Raw genomic sequence first — 16,129 nt, 5'->3', positions numbered from 1 at the left:
TGTTGCTTATGACGCAAGAAGATGGGGGGCTGGACAGCCTCGTACGCAAACGGATCCGCGCACTGCGCGTCGCGCAGGGCTGGTCACTGGAGGGGCTGGCCACCCGCGCCAACCTCAGCCAGTCCTCACTGAGCCGCATCGAGAACGGTCAGCGCCGCCTCGCCCTGGATCAGCTGGTCACCCTTGCCCGCGCACTGGATACCACCTTGGACCAGCTCGTGGAGAACGCCGCCGACGACGTCGTCATCAGCCCGATGATCGACGGCACCCACGGCCTGATGCGCTGGCCCATAAAGGGCGACCCTGGAATGAGCGTGATGCGTCAGCGGATGACCAACCCTCCGCCCGACAACCCGGCCCGCATGCGCGCCCACCCCGGCCGTGAATGGCTGGTGGTGCTGTCCGGCACCGCCATCCTCATGCTCGGCCACCGGCGCTTTCGCATCGAGACCAACCAGGCCGCAGAGTTCCCCACCATGATGCCGCACGCCATCGGCGCCGATGGCGGACCGTGCGAGATCATGGGCATCTTCGACCGCGACGCCCGCCGCGGCCACCAGAAGGACGCCGGCGCTGACGTCTCCGAAGCCGACAGCGGAGGCGCCCAGGGCCCTTGCGAATAGCGGGCTACGGTCGACCGGACCCCGGCACGGCGGGCAATCTTGCGTGCCGGGCAGCACACCAAGCCACCTTCTTGCGCATCTCGCAAGCAGTCGTGCGGCAGGCGCATGACGGGCTTACGGTGTTGCCATGACCCAAACGCACCAGCCCCCCCACCACCACCATGGCGAAGGAGGTCACCACCCCGACCACAGCCATAGCGGCCACCAAGAGCACAGCGATGGCGGGCAGGCGGAGATCCTCGATCTGGATGCCGAGGTGCTCGCCGAGCACATAGCGTCCATCACCGCCTGGCTGCCGCTGAAGAGTGAGCCGCGCCAGATCGTGGACCTGGGCTGCGGCACCGGCGCGGGCACCTTCGCACTCCTCGAACGCTTCCCCGACGCGCACGTCACCGCCGTCGACGCCTCGGCCGGGCACCTCCAGTTCCTGCGCGAGAAGGCATGCGCCCGCGGTGTCGAGGAGTGCGTACGGACCGTGCAGGCCGACCTCGACAGCAACCGCTGGCCCGATCTCGGCAGGCCGGATCTGGTGTGGGCCTCGGCCTCGATGCACCACATGGCCGACCCCGACCGCACCCTCCGGAGCGTCCACGAACTGCTTGCCCCCGGGGGCCTGTTCGCCGTTGTCGAGCTCGCGGGCTTCCCCCGCTTCCTGCCTGCCGGCGCCCCGGAGAACCGGCCGGGCCTCGAAGAGCGCGCCCATGCCGCGACCGACAGCTTCCACGCCGAGCACGTTCCGCACCGCGGCGCGGACTGGGGTCCGATGCTGACAGCCGCCGGCTTCACCGTCGAGGACGAGCGCACCATCACCGTCAACATCGAAGGTGAGCGCAGCGAGGCGATCGGCCGCTACGCCTACGGCAGCCTGCAGCGCATCCGCGGCGTCGCCGCCCCCGCTCTCAGCCCCGAGGACCTCACCGCTCTCGACGACCTCCTGGATACCGACAGCCCGAACAGCCTCCTGCGCCGCGAGGATCTCGCCGTACGCACCGAGCGCACCGTCTGGGCCGCCCGCCGCGCCTGACACCAGGCGCAACACAGGGTTGCCTGCCCGGGCCGCCTCAGCACCGAATTGCTTGCCTCATACGCAACCACCGCCTGCGCAGCGCCAAGCGCTTCGTTGGGCTGAGCAACCACGCCCGCGCAGCGCTATCGCCGCGACCCCACAGCGCGGGCGGAGAGGAAAGGGAGCATTCATGACCGCACCACAGATCCCCGCCGACTACGAAGCCTGGCGCCAGGACCGATGGGAAGAGATCGCCGGAGCGAACGGCAAGGCCAAGGTCGTCGCCAACGCCAAGATCACCGACCCGGGCCCTCATACGCTTCCCGGCATCCCCGGTGAATGGCGCACCACCGAAGCGGGAGACCTGACCGTGACGGCCAAGGCCATCGACGGCGTGCAGGTGGCCGGCAGACTGGTCGATGGAACGAGCCCCGTCCCCTCCGGCACCTCCCTGGAATTCCCTGACAACCGGATCGGCTTCGCCGGCGGCGCGGACGGCTCCTACGGCCTGGTCGTCATGGACCAAGGCCGCGTCGAGCGCACCGGACTCACAGGCATCGACACCTTCCCCTACAACCCCGCCTGGGTCTTCGAAGGCCAGTACCGAGCAGTTCCCGAAGGGCGCCGCATCGAGGTGCCGCGGCTGACCAGCCCACGCAGCACCGAAGCCATCCTGGCCCCCGTCGACCTGGCCGTGACCATCGGCGGCACCGAATTCGTCCTGGCCGTCCTCCAGGACTTCCCCGGCCAGCGCCTGGTGATCTTCACCGACGAGACCAACGGCGAATCGACGCCGACGATCGGCCGCTGGCTGGTGCTGCCGCTGCTGGAGCCCGGCAGCACCGTGACAGTCGACTTCAACAAGGCCACGCTCTCGCACCACCACCTGAACCCGGATGTATTCGTCTGTCCGCTCTCGCCGCCCGGCAACCACCTGCCGATGCGCATCGAGGTCGGCGAGCGCGCACTGATCGACGCCACCGCCCAGAGCTGATACACCCCACCCCTGCCGGAACCCATCAACATGTAACGCAAGAAGGAAGATCTCCATGAGCAAGGACCTGAAGGACAAGGCCGTCACCTACCTCCGCGCGCTGGAAAACCGCGACTGGAAAGCCGCCCGGTCCCTGTGCGCCGAGACGACCACCGTCTGGCACAACGACGGCAAGGGCGAGCAGTCCATCGAGGAGAACATCGCCGGGATGGAAGGACAGATCGAATCCATCGAATCGATGCGCTACGACATCCTGCGTCAACTCTCCCAGCCGGGCGAAGTCCTCCAACAGCACGTGGTCCACGTCGCCACCACAAGCGGCATGCGCGGCGAGGTCCACGCCGCCGTCTACTTCGGCTTCGACGATGCCGGACAGATCAAGCGCATTGAGGAGTACGCCAACTTCATCCCCGCCGGCGGCCAGGACAACTGACGGCGGCAGTCCAAACCCCCTCATCGCCACGGCGCACAGTCCGTGGCGATGAGGGGCGCTGACATTCAGGCGAGCCTGAGAGAGCTTGACGGCGCCATGACCTCGAAAGGGCCTCACCTACTGCCCGGGGCCGCCGACTACCACCGGGCCGTCGGCGGTGGCCGTCGGGCTCGTGGTGTGCGTCTGCGTGAGCACGGGGAGCGTCAGCGGGACGACCCGCCACCCCCGGGCCGCCACCGCCGCCCGCACGGTCGTGTACAGCGGGCCCCACTCGCGCCGGGCGAACGAGGCAGTCGTGTTCAACGGCGAGTCCCCAGACGTCTGCGGTGCAGCCACTTCGGCAGTCCGGGCGCTTCCAGGAAGCCCTCGGCGCGGGCGCTCGCGATACCGATGCGCAGCAGGTCGGTGCTCTGGGCATACAGCAGGAATCGGGGCTCCCAGATGGGCCGGTACTTGGCGTTGGCGCGGTAGAGCGACTCGATCTGCCACCAGCGGGAGAAGAAGGTCAGCAGCGAGCGCCACAGCCGCAGCACCGGGCCGGCGCCGAGCCGGTAGCCGCGTTCGAAGACCGCGCGGAACATCGCGAAGTTCAGCGAGACCCGGGTGACGCCGAGGTCGCCCGCACGCTGGATCAGCTCCAGCACCATGAATTCGAACAGGCCGTTGTCCGAGTCCCGGTCACGTCGCATCAGATCGAGGGAGAGCCCGTCGGCGCCCCAGGGGACGAAACTCAGCAAGGCGCGCGGCCGCCCGTCGGCGTCCCGGCAGACCAGCATGACGCAGCGACCGTCCTGCGGATCGCCGAGACGGCCCAGCGCCATGGAGAATCCGCGCTCCGTCGCTCCGTCGCGCCAGTCGTCGGCCAATTCGATCATCTCGGCCATCTCGTGAGGCGGCATGTCCTCGTGACGGCTGACACGGACGGTGTACCCGGCGCGTTCGACACGGTGGTGTGCCTGGCGGACACTGCGTATGGCACGGCCTTCCGTAGTGAACTCGGCGATGTCGACAATCGCCTCGTCGCCCAGCTCCAGAGCGTTCAGTCCGTGTCGGGCATAGACGGTGCCGCCCTCTTCGCTCGCCCCGATCACCGAGGGTGTCCAGCCGTGCTCACGGGCCCGGACCAGCCAGCGGTCGATCGCTCCCGGCCACGCCTCCGGGTCGCCGATCGGATCACCGGACGCGAGCGAGACCCCGCCGACCACTCGGTAGGTGACGGCGGACTTGCCCGACGGCGACCAGATGACGCTTTTGTCGCGGCGCAGGGCGAAGTAGCCGAGGGAGTCGCGGTCGCCGTGCCGCTCCAGCAGCGCGCGGATCTCCCGCTGGTCTTCCTCGGTCTGCGGGTCGACGGCGCGGCGGGATCTGAACGCCGCGTACAGGACCAGCAGAATCAGTGCCGTGCTCATCAGGTTGATGAGCACATTGGCCCAGCCGGGGGTGACGATTCCCTCGAAGTGGATGTCGTCGTAGGCGAGCGAGAACATGCGGAGCACGCCGTAGTGCCAGCGCTCCAGGAAGTCGGAGCGCCCGGGGTCCGGGTCTGTGTTGCTCACGGTGACCATCGTGGCGGCGAGCAACGACCCCACCACCAGCCCGACCGCGCCGACCATCGCCGCCAGTTTCGGGTTGGCGCGGTCGCCCTTCGCGTAGAACTCCCGCCGCCCGGCGATCAGGGCGGCGACGAAAAACGCGGTCAGTCCGACCGCGAGCCAGTTCTGGACGTGCTGCCGGTATACCGGCAACCCCAGGGCCAGGGCCGTCAGCACCAGCGTCAGCCCGGACAGGGCGAGATTGAGTATCCAGGCGGCGCGTTTGCGCCGCTTCATGGTGATCGCCAGAAACGCGGAGAGCACACCGGAGAAGAACCCGGCGGTCAGCAGATAGGACGTGGAGAACTGGTCGTCGTTGTGCCGCCGGATGTCGTTCCCGAACGACACCCACACGGCACCGAGGAAGTTGATGAAGGCGACGACCCGCAGATACCAGACCGCTGAGACGTACCCGCGCCGTGACCACTCGCTGCGAGCCGCACCCGGCTGCGGACTCCGTCGGACGCGCCCCATGCGAGCGACCCTAGAGGCTGCGGGGCCCTCGGAAGCGCTTCGCGGAGTGCGGTGAACAGGTGAACTCGCCAAGGCGGCCCTGGACGCGTTCAACGCCGCATACCGGGCGGCAAAGGCGGCGTCGTATACATCGGCCTCGAGCACCGTGGACGGCGGTGGACGGTGAAGGCCAGCATGCTCACCGCCCCGGCACATCGTCGACGATGTGCCCGCGCCGCGGTCCGCCTCCCCCGCAGAGGGGAGATCAGCCCCGGCTCAAGGCCGGGGCGCCGACCAGTTGCGGCGCCTGGCTTCGGCGACGACCGCCACCAGTTGGAGCGCACCCGACATCGCGACCCGGTCCGAGGCGGCCATGGGCACCTGGCGTAGTTCGTCGACAGCGCGCAGCGCGACCTGCTCGGCGCCGTCTGGCTCCTGCGCTGCCAGGAGAATGTGTCCCAGGTTCCACTGAGCAGCCGCTATCCGCAGTGGATCGTCTGCCTCCTCGGCTTCCCTTACCGCCCGATCGGCAGCCATCATCGACAGATCCACACGCCCAGTGCGTCGCAGGTACGACCGCAGCAGTAAGTAGAGGTCAGCCGTCGCGCGCATGACGTCCCGGCGTCGGCCGGTGTCCTCGGCTGAACGGTGGGCCCGCGCAGCGTGCTCGGCATCAGCGATCAGGCTGGGCAGGACACCAGCCATGTCAGTGAACCGCGTCTGGCTGCTTTGCCAGGCTCGCCAGGCGCTCTCCACACGCTCGCGTAGCGCTGTCGGCTCGGCAGCGGGGCGCTGCGAGGCGGCCCGTAGCCCATTAGCGCCCGCACGATCGCGGGCTCGGTCGTGTCCGGGAGCACGCGGCTGGGCGTGGGCGTGTCAGCGAGCAGCGCGGCGGTGGGCACTCCGAGCTCCTGGGCGATGGCGTGCAGGATCGGCAGCGACGGGATCTTGAGCCCCCGTTCGATCTGGGACAGGTAGTCGGGAGAGATACCGGCGAGCCCGGCCACAACGTCCTGCCGCCGTTTGCCGCGATAGTGCCTGATCCTGTGCCGACGGGCAGATCGGATGCGACCATGCCTACCTCCGTACGTATCCCCACTCAGCGCATGGTGCCCGTCACCAACGGGGGCCGGTATCCAACGATCGGAAGGCGAGACAGTGTCGCTGCTCGTGTTGTGGGACATCGACCACACACTCGTAGATACCCGAGGTGTCGGCCGCGAACTCTGGGCAGAGGCTTTCGAGGAGGTCACCGGCCAGCACATGCGGGAGCAGGCTCGGATTGATGGGTCGACCGAGCCGGTCATCCTCTGCGAGACTCTGGAACTGCATGGGCTGGAGGACAGCCGAGACCTGTTCGAGCAATTCGCCCAGGCGCTCGGAGCCGCACACGTACGGCGCGCCGCCGAGCTGCGTGAGCGCGGGCACGCCCTCCCCGGGGCGCCGTCGGTGCTCTCCGGCCTGGCAGCTCATGACGGCATCGTGCAGACGATGGTGACGGGCAACATCCGCGCGGCCGCGGAGGTCAAGCTGGCAGCTTTCGGCCTCGACCCGTACATGGACCTCACCCTCGGGGCTTTCGGTGAGGACGCCGACGAGCGACCGGGGCTGGTGAGGACCGCTCTCGGGCGCGCGCAGATGCCTGCGGAGTCGGCCGTGCTCGTTGGGGATACGCCTTCCGATGTGCGGGGCGGGTTGGCGGCGGGCGTCCGCGTGATGGCCGTCGCGACCGGGCGTACGACCCCCGATGAGCTGCGAGCCGCAGGGGCCGCAGAGGTGGTCAACGACCTGGCCGACACGGATCGGATGCTGAAGCTCCTGACCGGCTGAGTACACGAGGCGCCCGATGGGTCGGACTTATGATCCAACGCGTGGAAATCCCTGCTGCGGATGTTCGGCCGCGAGGGGCGGCCCACCCCGCTGGGGCAGGCGTTCGCGGAGTACGGACGGATCGGCAAGACCCTGCACCTGCTGCGTGTCGTCGACCCGGTCGACGACACCTACCGGCGGCAGATGAACCGGCAGCTCACCATCCAGGAGTCCCGCCACAAGCTCGCCCGCGACATCTGCCACGGCAAACGCGGACAGATCATGCAGGCGTACCGCGACGGGCAGGAAGACCAGCTCGGCGCGCTCGGCCTGGTCCTGAACGCCGTGGTGCTGTGGACGACCCGGTATATGGATGCCGCCGTCGAGCAGATGCTGGCGCTGCCCGCCGACCAGCGCGGGCACGAGGTCCTGGACGAGGACGTCGCCCGACTCTCCCCGCTCCGCCACGCCAACCTCAACGTCCTGGGCCGCTGCTCCTTCCGCGGCTCCCAACCTGACGGGGCTTTGCGGCCCCTGCGCAACCCGGCCGCCGCCGGGCTCGACGAAGAGGACGCCGACGGCTGACGGATCCCACACAACGGTCCGGCGATCCCTACGCGGGGGCCGGGACCAACTCCTGGGGCTTGCTTGATCGGGAGTCGAGTCACTCCTCCGTGGCATTGTCGGGGGACTCCCGAACACAGTACGTTGCGCATCCAACTGGACACGATACGTGACCAGTTCGAAGTGGAGGAGTCCTGCATGCGCATTCGATCTGCCTGCGCCGTGGTCGCCGTAGCGCTAAGTGCGACCGTGCTCGGGGTGGGCACCGCCGACGCGACGGGGCCGTTGAGCGGCACCAAGGTCCGCGCCTGGGCCAGCGGCTACGTCCTCGGCGTCGCCGGCAACTCAACCGTCGGCGCTGCCCAGCTCCAGTACCAGACCGACACCGATGCCTTGGCCCAGAAGTGGGCTATCGACCCGGTCACCCGCGACACCTTCCTGCTGCGCAATCTCAACAGCGACATGTGCGTCACCGCTATGAGCGGCAGCACCGCGGATGCCCTCCAGCAGCGTCCGTGCGATCCCCGGTGGGAGGAGCAGACCTTCACCATGGAGAACTCCAGCAAGCCCAACCGGCACCTGCTGCGCAACCTGGCCTACAACAAGTGCATGCAGCAACTGTCCTCCACCGCCACGCCCACCATCGCCGTCTTGAACGACTGCGCCGCCACCAACAACTACCAGGCCCACTCGTTCGACGTCCGCTGACCTCACTTCAGGGCGGGATAACACCAGGCCAGCACCGTCTGACCAAGCCCGCCCTGAAGAAGGGGCGTCCGAAGCCACCTCTTATGGCTTCGGACGCCCCTTCTTCGGGTCGGGCCTTGATCAGTTGGCGCTGGCTTGCCGTGCGGCCCCGCCCTGAAGGTCAGCGGACCTCGAACGAGTGGGTGTTGTAGTTGTTGGTGTCGCTACAGCCGATAACTCGGGCGTTGGCGTTGACGCCGGCGACGTCGGGGTTCATGCACAGGCCGTAGGCCTGGCTCCTGAGTTGGTACCGGTTGGGCTTGCTGGAAGCTTCCATGCTGAAGATCTGCTCGTCCCAGCGGGGGTCACACGGACGCTGCTGGAGGGGTTCGGTGCCGCCTCCGCCCACAGCGGTGACACACATGTCGCTGTTGAGATTGTGCAGCAGGAAGGTCCTGCTGGTGACCGGGTCGATAGCCCACTTCTGGGCCAAGGCATCGGTGTCGGTCTGGTACTGGAGCTGGGCAGCGCCGACGGTTGAGTTGCCGGCGACGCCGAGGACGAAGCCGGTCTGCCAGTTGCGGATCTTCGTGCCGGACAGCGGCCCCGTCGCGTCGGCGGTGCCCACCCCGAGCACGGTCGCACTTAGCGCTACGGCGACCACGGCGCAGGCAGATCGAATGCGCATGCAGGACTCCTCCGCTTCAGACTGGTCACAGTATGCGCCCAGTTGGGTGCGCAACGTACTGCACTGCACTCGGGATTCCCTCGACGGTGCCACGACGGAGTGACTCGACTCGACGACTAGGCAGCCCCTAGCAGTGGCCCAAAGCCCCTCCCGGCCGGAGCCGAGAGTGGTGACGGTCAGAGGCGGCGCCGGTCCGGAGTCAGCGCGGCCGGCGTGCTCGGGCTCTTGCCTGGGGCCCACCCGCGGCGTCCGTCTACTCGCGCAATGCGAAGGTCTGCGAGACGTTGGGCGATCGGAAGACGACAACGGAGCAGTATGCGCGGCCGCCACGTCTCGCCCGGAAGGCTATGCGCGAATCGTCGCCCTCGATTTGGTGGCGAGCGCTGAGATACAGCTCAAGAGCGGCAGCATCGAGCAGGCGTGTGCCACCTGGAACAGGGCGATGGACCATATGGACGGTGTCCGGTCCGTCCGCACCCGCAAGGCTGTGAGCCGGATACGCGGTGATCTCGTGCACTCCTGGGCCCGCGGGGTGCGCTGCGCGGCTGAGCTGGAGGAGCGGGCCGTCGAGTTCCTGGCCGCGGCCTGATCTCCGAAGTGGCCGTCGGCGGCGGCCCGTTGTCGGACCGTGCCCGTACGCTCACCCTCTACCAGATCCTCGACGACCTCCAAGACATCCTGAGATGCTGGACCGGCACCTGCACCACCTGCCACCAGCCCCTCCCCACCAGGACCACAACACCTAGATCAAGACAGACCTAACGGAGTCCTACTAGTACTCCAGTCTGGTTTCGTGATCTACCCGGCGGATTCGTCGGGGGTTCGTCGTCGGTAGTGACTGCGTCGGGCTGTTGCCTGGTGGTGTCGGCGCCAGATGGACCAGTGCAGAAGCCTGGCCGTCGACACGGCAGGCGGGTTGAAGACGGCACCGAAGAGACGGCGGATCTCGGGCACGGTCAGCGTGACCGGATCGAGGCTGTGGTCGAAGTAGTGCGGACCGGCTGGCCGCTGTGGTGCCGCGTCGGCGGCGACGGCGGTCAGGAAGGCCAAGGCGAGCATGGCGAGCGTGATGTGCCGGTGCCAGGAGGTCCAGTGCCTCACCTGATAGTGGTCCAGGCCGACCTGGCTCTTCGCGGCCTGGAAGCACTCCTCCACGCTCCAACGGACACCAGCGACGCGGACCAGCTCGGCCAGGGAGACCGTGGCGGGCGACCAGCACAGATAGAAGGCGAGTTCACCGGTGGAGAGGTTGCGTCGGATCAGCAGGTGTCGGTTCGCGCCGATGCCGATGTGGATCCAGGCCCAGTCGTAGTACCGAGGACCTTTCGCGCCGATGCCGGCACTCTGACGATGCCAGGCCGTGGCGGGCAGCCGGCCGGCAACGGTGTCCGCGCGAACGGCAGTGCGGCCGTGGTTGATCCTTACCCGCGTCGAGCAGGCGACGGCCAGGACATAGCCGGTGCCGCGTGCCTCAAGGACGACGCGGAGACGTGGGTCCTGGCCGTAGGCTTCGTCACCGGTCACCCAGGGCGTGGTGATTCCGGCGTCCAGCGCTGCGGCGATCATCTCCCCGGCCAGAAAGGGCTTGGTCTGGAACCGCACTTCGTCGGGTATTCCCGCAGCGTGGCGGCGTTCGGGATCATCAGCCCATGACTGCTCGGGCAGGTAAAGCCGACGGTCGATCAGAGCACGTCCCCGGCTGGTTGCCAGCGCAAGGAAAACGCCGACCTGGGAGTTCTCGATGCGTCCCGCAGTGCCGGTGTACTGCCTCTGCACCCCTGCCGAGGACCGGCTCTTCTTCAGGAAGCCGGTCTCGTCCACGATCAGGACACCGTCGGGGGCGGCGAGGTTTTCCGCGGCGTAGGAACGCAGGTCGTCGCGGACCGCGTCGGCATCCCAGCAGGCATAGCGCAGTAGACGCTGCAGCGACCCGGGGCGCGTATGGCCCGCTTGCTCGGCCATCTGCCAGCAGTTCTTCCGCTCCACGCCCGACAGCAGCCCGAGCAGGTAGGAGCGGGCTGACGCGCGGGGCTCAACCCGCCGGAACCGGCCCGCGATCCGGGCCATGACCTGGTCGAACATCGCCCACCAACGGGCAGGGTCTGGGCTATGCCGTGCAGCCACCGCACGATCTTCAAAAGTCGACACAACCCCCGATGATCATGCGATGGCCGTGCCCGCTCCCTGCCGGGTCCGCGACAAGATCTCGAACCCGGACTGAGGTGTCAGGAGCGGTCGAACAGAGTGACTACGCTCTGCGGTGCTTCCTGGCCGAAGAAGATCTCCAGGTTCTGCGCCGAGCGGCTGGCGGCGTCGCCACTACGCAGGAATAGCCGCTCTTCGTAGGCGGTGAGCGCGACCTCGATGTCGGGTTGCTCAACCAGCTTGCTCGCCAGGTCCGCGCCGTCGTACATGGCGAGGTTCGCACCTTCGCCGGCGAAGGGCGACATCAGATGCGCGGCGTCGCCGACGAGCGTCACGCCGGGCACCCTGTCCCATTTGAGCCCGACGGGCAGGGCGTAGATGGGTCGGAGCCACGGTTCCACGTCGCTCTGTGTCACGAAGGCGGTGAGCAGCGGCGACCAGCCATCGAACTCGTCGGCAAGTTGACGGAGGCCCGCGGACGGGTCGCCGAAGTCGATCGACCTCATCCACTCCTCGGGCTTGTTCAGCGCCACGTATCCGCGCACGTGCCCGTCGGCGTAGCGATGCGCGATGATGCCTTTGCCCGGCGCGACCGCCATCAGCGTGCCGCTGCCGATCGCGGCCACGCTCGCCCGGCACTCCTGGCCGCCCGAGGCGAGGGCGATCTCGATGAAGCAGGTTCCGCTGAAGACGGGCTTGGCGGGGGTGAGCAGCGGACGCACCTTCGACCAGGCACCGTCCGCGCCGATGACGATGTCGGCGCGCGTGGCGGAACCTTCCGCGAAGGTGAGGACGTAGCCGCCCTCCGGACGATGCCGGACCGAGGTGACCTTGTGACCCCACCTGATCGTCCCGGGCGCCAACGAGTCGATGAGCAGGCGCCGCAGTTCGCCACGATCCACCTCAGGACGGGCCGAACCGGGGTCCGCAGGCATGTCGAACAGGATCGTGCCGTGGCGGTCCACCACGCGCTTGGCGTCCTCGCCCGGGCGGACCAGAGTGAGGAACTCGTCGTACAGACCGGCTGCGCGAACTGCGACCTGGCCAGTCTCTTCGTGGATGTCGAGCAGGCCGCCTTGCGTACGGGTCGTCGCCGAAGCCTCACCCTCGTAGATCGTCGCGGCGACGCCGTGAGCCTGAAGCACCCGGGCGAGCGTCAGCCCGCCCAGTCCCGCTCCGACAATGGCGATGGTCTTCTGCATGCTGCGCTCCTCTGTTGCGCCGGCACGCGCCGGCGATGGTCAGCGCCGAAAGCGGACGGGGTGCCCGATCTCGGCAAGGAGACGCTCACCGATCAGAACCATCTGCATCGATGTATGTGCGATGTCCGGCGGGTGGACCGCGGAACATCGTTTTTCGCGACCTCGTGACTATAACTCGGCATCCGCCTCGCGGTGACCGGGACCGCTCACGCTGCGACGCACCGCGCCAGCCACGTTCATCCTCGACAACCGCCTCGACCGGCTCGGCAGTGCTGCCGGAAAGATGACACTCGCTCGCCCTGGTCCATCTGGCGCAGACACCACCAGGCGACAGCCCGACGCAACCACTCCCGACAACGGACCGCCGACGAGCCCACCGGATAGATCACGAAACCAGACTGGAGTACTAGGCCGTGTCCTATGTGGTGAGGCGGACGTTGAGCTGTACACGGGGCGGGGCACGTGGAGTTGGATTGTTCCGGACGGATTGTGGGAGATCGCGAAGCCGCTGATCCCGCCGTCGAAAGTACGGCCGCAAGGTGGCGGAACGCAGGACACACCTGATGAGACGCTGTTCGCTGCCATCGTCTACAACCTGGTCAGCGGCTGCGCCTGGCGCCAACTGCCGTCCTGCTTCGGCATATCGAAATCGACGGCTCACCGCCGGTCCTTGGTCTGGTCGAGAGCCGGTGTCTGGGGTCGCCTGCACGAAGCCGTGCTGCACCGGCTCGACGACGCCGGCCTCATCGATGTCACCCGCGTCGTCCTCGACACCGCGCACGTCAGGGCCAAAAAAGGGGGGCGAACACACAGGTCCGAGTCCCGTGGACCGGGGTAAGCCGGATTCCAAGATGCACATCCTGTCGGACGCGAACGGACTGCCCCTCCTCGTCGGCGTCTCGGCCGGAAACACCCACGACAGCGAAGGGCTGAAACCCATGATCGACGGCCACCAAACGAGACACGATCCTCACCGCGGCCGAGTACTTCAAACCGCAGCGCCTGCACGCGGACAAAGCCTACGACCGCGCCGACCCGCGCAGATGGCTGCGATGGAAACGCATCGGAGTACGCATCGCCCGCAAGGGCATCGAATCCAGCGAACGATTAGGGCGACGCCGCTGGGTCATCGAGCGGACCATGTCCTGGCTCTCCGGCTACCGTCGACTCAGCCCCCGCTACGAACGCAATCCCCGTAACTACATGGGCTTCCTCGGACTCGCAGCCTTCCTGTGCTGCTACAAGCGACTCGTCCGCCTCACCACATAGGACACGGTCCTAGGCACGGCTGCGGGCGTGGGTGGACGCGCGGGCCTGGACGACGGGGAAACGATGGAGGTACTGATCGCGACGAAACTGCTCACGCGGGCGGAGCGGGAGACGGCGAAGGAGAAGCTGAAGACCCTGCCGCAGGTGAAGCGGGCTGGGATACGGCTGGCAACCGCCTTCCGGGTCGTGTTCTACACCACGTCTGAGCGGGTCGACACCGACACCGGGGAGGTCAGCCCGTCGAGGGTGGGGACGCTGGCGGCGATGTGGACCGAGATCGAGCAGGTCGTGTCCCGGAACGAGCTGGCCGCCGCGATCACCGCGCTGTTCGAGCTGACCCCGCCGCGGACGAGGCATGGCAAGCCCTGTCGACGGCCGGAAGCACTCCTGGCCCCGGTTCGAGTGCCGGGAGTGCGGATCGACCTGGTGCTCCAGCGACACCCCGTTCGGTAGACGGAAGCGTTCCGGCAGCCGCGACTGCTCCCCGCTGATCGGGGCGTCGGGCGGGGTGGTTTCCGGGTGCTCGGTACGGGTGCCGATCCGCCGTCTCTTCCCGTTTCCGCCGTGTTCGGCCTGATCCTTCGCCAGTGGCGTGCCGACGCCCTGAGACTCGTTCGCACCGGGATTCGCGCAGCTACGGGACTGAATCCGTGGCCGCCGCCCGGCGGCCCCGCCATGTGCAGGTGCGGCAGGCGGGGTATGCAGCGACAAGCGAGGAGCGACGATGACCGCCGTTGACGGCAACCCCCACTCCAACCACCCCACACCGGCCTCCCCTCCCGTGCAGACCCACCCGACGGGTGACGCTCGTCCGATGCGCCCCCTGCTGGCCCAGCCCGAGCCCGGCCTCACCGCCGAAGACTTCCTGCGGCGGGCCCGCGACCTGCGTGACCACCTCCGCTCCGAACAGGAAGCGACGGAGCAGCGGACCTGCTACTCGCAGGAGACTCACGAAATCTTCCTGCGGGACGGTTTCTACCGTTTGCTCCAGCCCCAGGCGTTCGGCGGCTACGAGCTGCGGGTGTCCGAGTTCTACCGGGTGATCGTCGAGATCGCCCGAGGCTGCCCCTCCACGGGCTGGTGCCTGGCCCTCGGCGCGGGACACGCGCTCGCGTTTGCCTCACAGTTCGGTCCCGACGTCCAGGCCGATGCGATGGGCAAGGACGGACACTTCATCGCGCCCCACCGCATCGTCCCCTCGGTCCGCGCGGTTCCCCACCGTGACGGCTGGGAACTGACGGGCACCTGGGGTTACAACTCGGGGGCTCCGTACTCGACCCACGCGCTCGGCAGCGTCGCGTTGCCGCCGGGCGAGGATGGCACGCCCCGCTTCGGCATAGCGGTAGTTCCGCGGTCGTGCTACACGGTGCTCGACGACTGGGGCGACGGCATCGGTCTGCGGGGCAGCGGCTCGCCCTCCATCCGCATGGAGAACGCCGTGGTGCCGCGAGGCAATGTGCGCGAGGCCGAGGGGCAGGACCATCTGTGGGCCGAGCCCGTCGGCATGGCTCTGCACGGCAATCCCATGTACGCGGGGCGCCTCACGGGCTTCTTCTTCGGCGAGAGTCTCGCTGTCGCGACCGGCATCGGTCGCGCCATGCTCGACGAGTACCGGTCGGCGCTGCTGGAGAAGAAGCCGATGTGGAACCCGCACGGTCTGCGCGCTGACGACGCCCACTACCAGCAGTGGTACGGCGAGGCGTGCTCCCTGCTCGACGCCGCCGCGGCGGTGCTGCAGCAGGTGGGGGAGCTGTATCACGACCTCTGTGAGCGCGAGGTGCGGGGCGAGGGGGAGTTCGGCCTCGCCGACGACCTGCGTCTGACGAACCTGTGTGCGCAAGGCGGACGGTTCGCCACCGAGGCGATGGACCTCCTCGTCCGCACCGGCGGATCGAGCGCGCTCCGTCAGGGGTCCCGTACCGAGCGCTACTGGCGGGATTTCAGCGCCTACCGCGCCCACTCGGGTGCGATGACGCGGGAGCTCATGGCACTTCGTTTCACTGTCGCCGACTTGGGGGCCGCCGGCCCGGCCCGGACCGTGTCCGACGTCGAGTCCACCACCGTGAACGGCGAGACGACGAAGGCGGGTTCCTGATGAAGACCGGGGTCATCACCCCCAACACTGCCCGTGACGCCGTCCCGGGCACCGCTCCGGACTTCGATGCGGCCCGATTTCGCGATGTGCTCGGCCGGTTCTGCTCCGGCGTCACGGTCGTCACCGCCTCGCTCGGCGGCCACACGACCGGCCTGACCTGTCAGTCCTTCATGAGCCTGTCGCTGGACCCGCCGCTGGTCGCGTTCGCTCCGGCGGTCACCTCCAGGAGTTATCCGACGATCCGCGAGGCCGGCCGGTTCGCGGCCAACATCCTCGCCGAGGACCAAGCCGAACTCGCCACGGCGTTCGCCCGCAGTGGCGGCGACAAGTTCGCGGGGGTGCCGTGGCGTCGCGAGGTCACCGGCGCTCCCCTGCTCGACGGCACAGTGGGCCATGTCGAGTGCGAACTGGTCGAGGAGTACCCCATCGGCGACCACCTGCTGGTCGTGGGCCGGGTGGTGGCGCTGGCAGGCCACCAGGACGCCGCTCCCCTGCTGTTCTTCCGGGGCTCGTTCGAAGCCCTGTCCGCAGGGCCGCGGCAGGTCTGAGCGCCTGAGGCGTCAAAGGTC

15 protein-coding genes and 4 pseudogenes are annotated in these 16,129 nt (G+C 68.2%); 12 read left to right on the top strand and 7 right to left on the bottom strand.

Annotated features, from left to right (window positions below):
* Nucleotides 1-8 precede the first annotated feature (8 nt).
* The 4 genes from ACK1X7_RS47725 (at nucleotide 9) to ACK1X7_RS47710 (ending at nucleotide 3,056) form a co-directional block, all read left to right on the top strand.
* Entirely contained in the window at nucleotides 9-623 is a 615-nt protein-coding gene (locus ACK1X7_RS47725; protein WP_385152230.1) for a helix-turn-helix domain-containing protein, read from the top strand.
* A 127-nt stretch (nucleotides 624-750) separates the two neighbouring features.
* Nucleotides 751-1,647 (top strand): class I SAM-dependent methyltransferase, encoded by an 897-nt coding sequence (locus ACK1X7_RS47720; protein WP_413116787.1) that lies wholly within the window; start codon nucleotides 751-753, stop codon nucleotides 1,645-1,647.
* Between the two features lie 172 nt (nucleotides 1,648-1,819).
* Nucleotides 1,820-2,623: a DUF1684 domain-containing protein gene (locus tag ACK1X7_RS47715; protein ID WP_385152186.1), complete on the top strand. Its 804-nt coding sequence runs from the start codon at nucleotides 1,820-1,822 to the stop codon at nucleotides 2,621-2,623.
* A 55-nt stretch (nucleotides 2,624-2,678) separates the two neighbouring features.
* Entirely contained in the window at nucleotides 2,679-3,056 is a 378-nt protein-coding gene (locus tag ACK1X7_RS47710) for a nuclear transport factor 2 family protein (protein WP_390795721.1), read from the top strand.
* 117 nt (nucleotides 3,057-3,173) lie between these two features.
* Here the strand turns inward: ACK1X7_RS47710 and ACK1X7_RS47705 are convergent, their stop codons facing one another.
* The 4 genes from ACK1X7_RS47705 to ACK1X7_RS47690 all read right to left on the bottom strand — a co-directional run bounded on the left by ACK1X7_RS47705 (nucleotide 3,174) and on the right by ACK1X7_RS47690 (nucleotide 6,285).
* Nucleotides 3,174-3,359: a hypothetical protein gene (locus tag ACK1X7_RS47705; RefSeq protein ID WP_413116786.1), complete on the bottom strand. Its 186-nt coding sequence runs from the start codon at nucleotides 3,357-3,359 to the stop codon at nucleotides 3,174-3,176.
* Nucleotides 3,356-5,122: a phosphatidylglycerol lysyltransferase domain-containing protein gene (locus tag ACK1X7_RS47700; RefSeq protein ID WP_413116785.1), complete on the bottom strand. Its 1,767-nt coding sequence runs from the start codon at nucleotides 5,120-5,122 to the stop codon at nucleotides 3,356-3,358. Before ACK1X7_RS47700 ends, ACK1X7_RS47705 begins: the two co-directional genes overlap by 4 nt.
* 255 nt (nucleotides 5,123-5,377) lie before the next feature.
* The gene (locus ACK1X7_RS47695; RefSeq protein ID WP_413116784.1) at nucleotides 5,378-5,641 is read right to left on the bottom strand and encodes a hypothetical protein; all 264 of its coding nucleotides are present in this window, start codon (nucleotides 5,639-5,641) and stop codon (nucleotides 5,378-5,380) included.
* A gap of 140 nt (nucleotides 5,642-5,781) precedes the next feature.
* Nucleotides 5,782-6,285 (bottom strand): helix-turn-helix domain-containing protein, encoded by a 504-nt coding sequence (locus ACK1X7_RS47690; protein ID WP_385158297.1) that lies wholly within the window; start codon nucleotides 6,283-6,285, stop codon nucleotides 5,782-5,784.
* Here ACK1X7_RS47690 and ACK1X7_RS47685 point away from each other — a divergent pair.
* The 3 genes and pseudogenes from ACK1X7_RS47685 to ACK1X7_RS47675 all read left to right on the top strand — a co-directional run bounded on the left by ACK1X7_RS47685 (nucleotide 6,260) and on the right by ACK1X7_RS47675 (nucleotide 8,182).
* The gene (locus ACK1X7_RS47685; RefSeq protein WP_413116783.1) at nucleotides 6,260-6,931 is read left to right on the top strand and encodes an HAD family hydrolase; all 672 of its coding nucleotides are present in this window, start codon (nucleotides 6,260-6,262) and stop codon (nucleotides 6,929-6,931) included. The two genes, ACK1X7_RS47690 and ACK1X7_RS47685, sit on opposite strands and share 26 nt — an antisense overlap.
* Nucleotides 6,932-6,982: 51 nt before the next feature.
* A pseudogene (locus tag ACK1X7_RS47680) lies at nucleotides 6,983-7,495 on the top strand (Tn3 family transposase); the annotation flags it as partial.
* Nucleotides 7,496-7,672: 177 nt separating this feature from the next.
* Nucleotides 7,673-8,182 carry an RICIN domain-containing protein gene (locus ACK1X7_RS47675; protein ID WP_398158733.1) on the top strand — a complete coding sequence of 170 codons (510 nt, stop codon included), beginning with the start codon at nucleotides 7,673-7,675 and terminating at the stop codon, nucleotides 8,180-8,182.
* A 160-nt stretch (nucleotides 8,183-8,342) separates the two neighbouring features.
* On the opposite strand, the gene ACK1X7_RS47670 is transcribed toward ACK1X7_RS47675, so the two are convergent.
* Nucleotides 8,343-8,849, bottom strand: a complete 507-nt coding sequence (locus ACK1X7_RS47670) for an RICIN domain-containing protein (protein WP_398158734.1) — start codon at nucleotides 8,847-8,849, stop codon at nucleotides 8,343-8,345.
* Between the two features lie 373 nt (nucleotides 8,850-9,222).
* On the opposite strand from ACK1X7_RS47670, the gene ACK1X7_RS47665 reads away from it, so the two are divergent.
* Entirely contained in the window at nucleotides 9,223-9,438 is a 216-nt protein-coding gene (locus ACK1X7_RS47665; RefSeq protein WP_385158764.1) for a hypothetical protein, read from the top strand.
* A 428-nt stretch (nucleotides 9,439-9,866) separates the two neighbouring features.
* On the opposite strand, the pseudogene ACK1X7_RS47660 reads toward ACK1X7_RS47665, so the two are convergent.
* Together ACK1X7_RS47660 and ACK1X7_RS47655 are read right to left on the bottom strand one after the other, a co-directional pair.
* A pseudogene (locus ACK1X7_RS47660) lies at nucleotides 9,867-10,931 on the bottom strand (IS701 family transposase); the annotation flags it as partial.
* Nucleotides 10,932-11,074: 143 nt separating this feature from the next.
* A complete protein-coding gene (locus ACK1X7_RS47655) occupies nucleotides 11,075-12,196 on the bottom strand; it encodes an FAD-dependent oxidoreductase (protein ID WP_270086196.1) in 1,122 nt (373 codons plus the stop codon).
* Between the two features lie 442 nt (nucleotides 12,197-12,638).
* On the opposite strand from ACK1X7_RS47655, the pseudogene ACK1X7_RS47650 reads away from it, so the two are divergent.
* From ACK1X7_RS47650 to ACK1X7_RS47635, 4 genes and pseudogenes are all read left to right on the top strand, one after another.
* A pseudogene (locus ACK1X7_RS47650) lies at nucleotides 12,639-13,465 on the top strand (IS5 family transposase).
* Between the two features lie 3 nt (nucleotides 13,466-13,468).
* Nucleotides 13,469-13,810 (top strand): annotated as a pseudogene (locus ACK1X7_RS47645) (Tn3 family transposase); the annotation flags it as partial.
* A gap of 379 nt (nucleotides 13,811-14,189) precedes the next feature.
* Nucleotides 14,190-15,560 carry an acyl-CoA dehydrogenase gene (locus tag ACK1X7_RS47640; RefSeq protein WP_413116782.1) on the top strand — a complete coding sequence of 457 codons (1,371 nt, stop codon included), beginning with the start codon at nucleotides 14,190-14,192 and terminating at the stop codon, nucleotides 15,558-15,560.
* Nucleotides 15,560-16,108 (top strand): flavin reductase family protein, encoded by a 549-nt coding sequence (locus ACK1X7_RS47635; RefSeq protein WP_385157441.1) that lies wholly within the window; start codon nucleotides 15,560-15,562, stop codon nucleotides 16,106-16,108. Before ACK1X7_RS47640 ends, ACK1X7_RS47635 begins: the two co-directional genes overlap by 1 nt.
* The last annotated feature ends 21 nt before the right edge of the window (nucleotides 16,109-16,129 follow it).

The organism is Streptomyces sp. CY-1, from assembly GCF_047218265.1.
Taxonomy (GTDB): Bacteria; Actinomycetota; Actinomycetes; order Streptomycetales; family Streptomycetaceae; genus Streptomyces; species Streptomyces niphimycinicus.
This window is presented reverse-complemented; position numbering and strand designations above follow the sequence as displayed.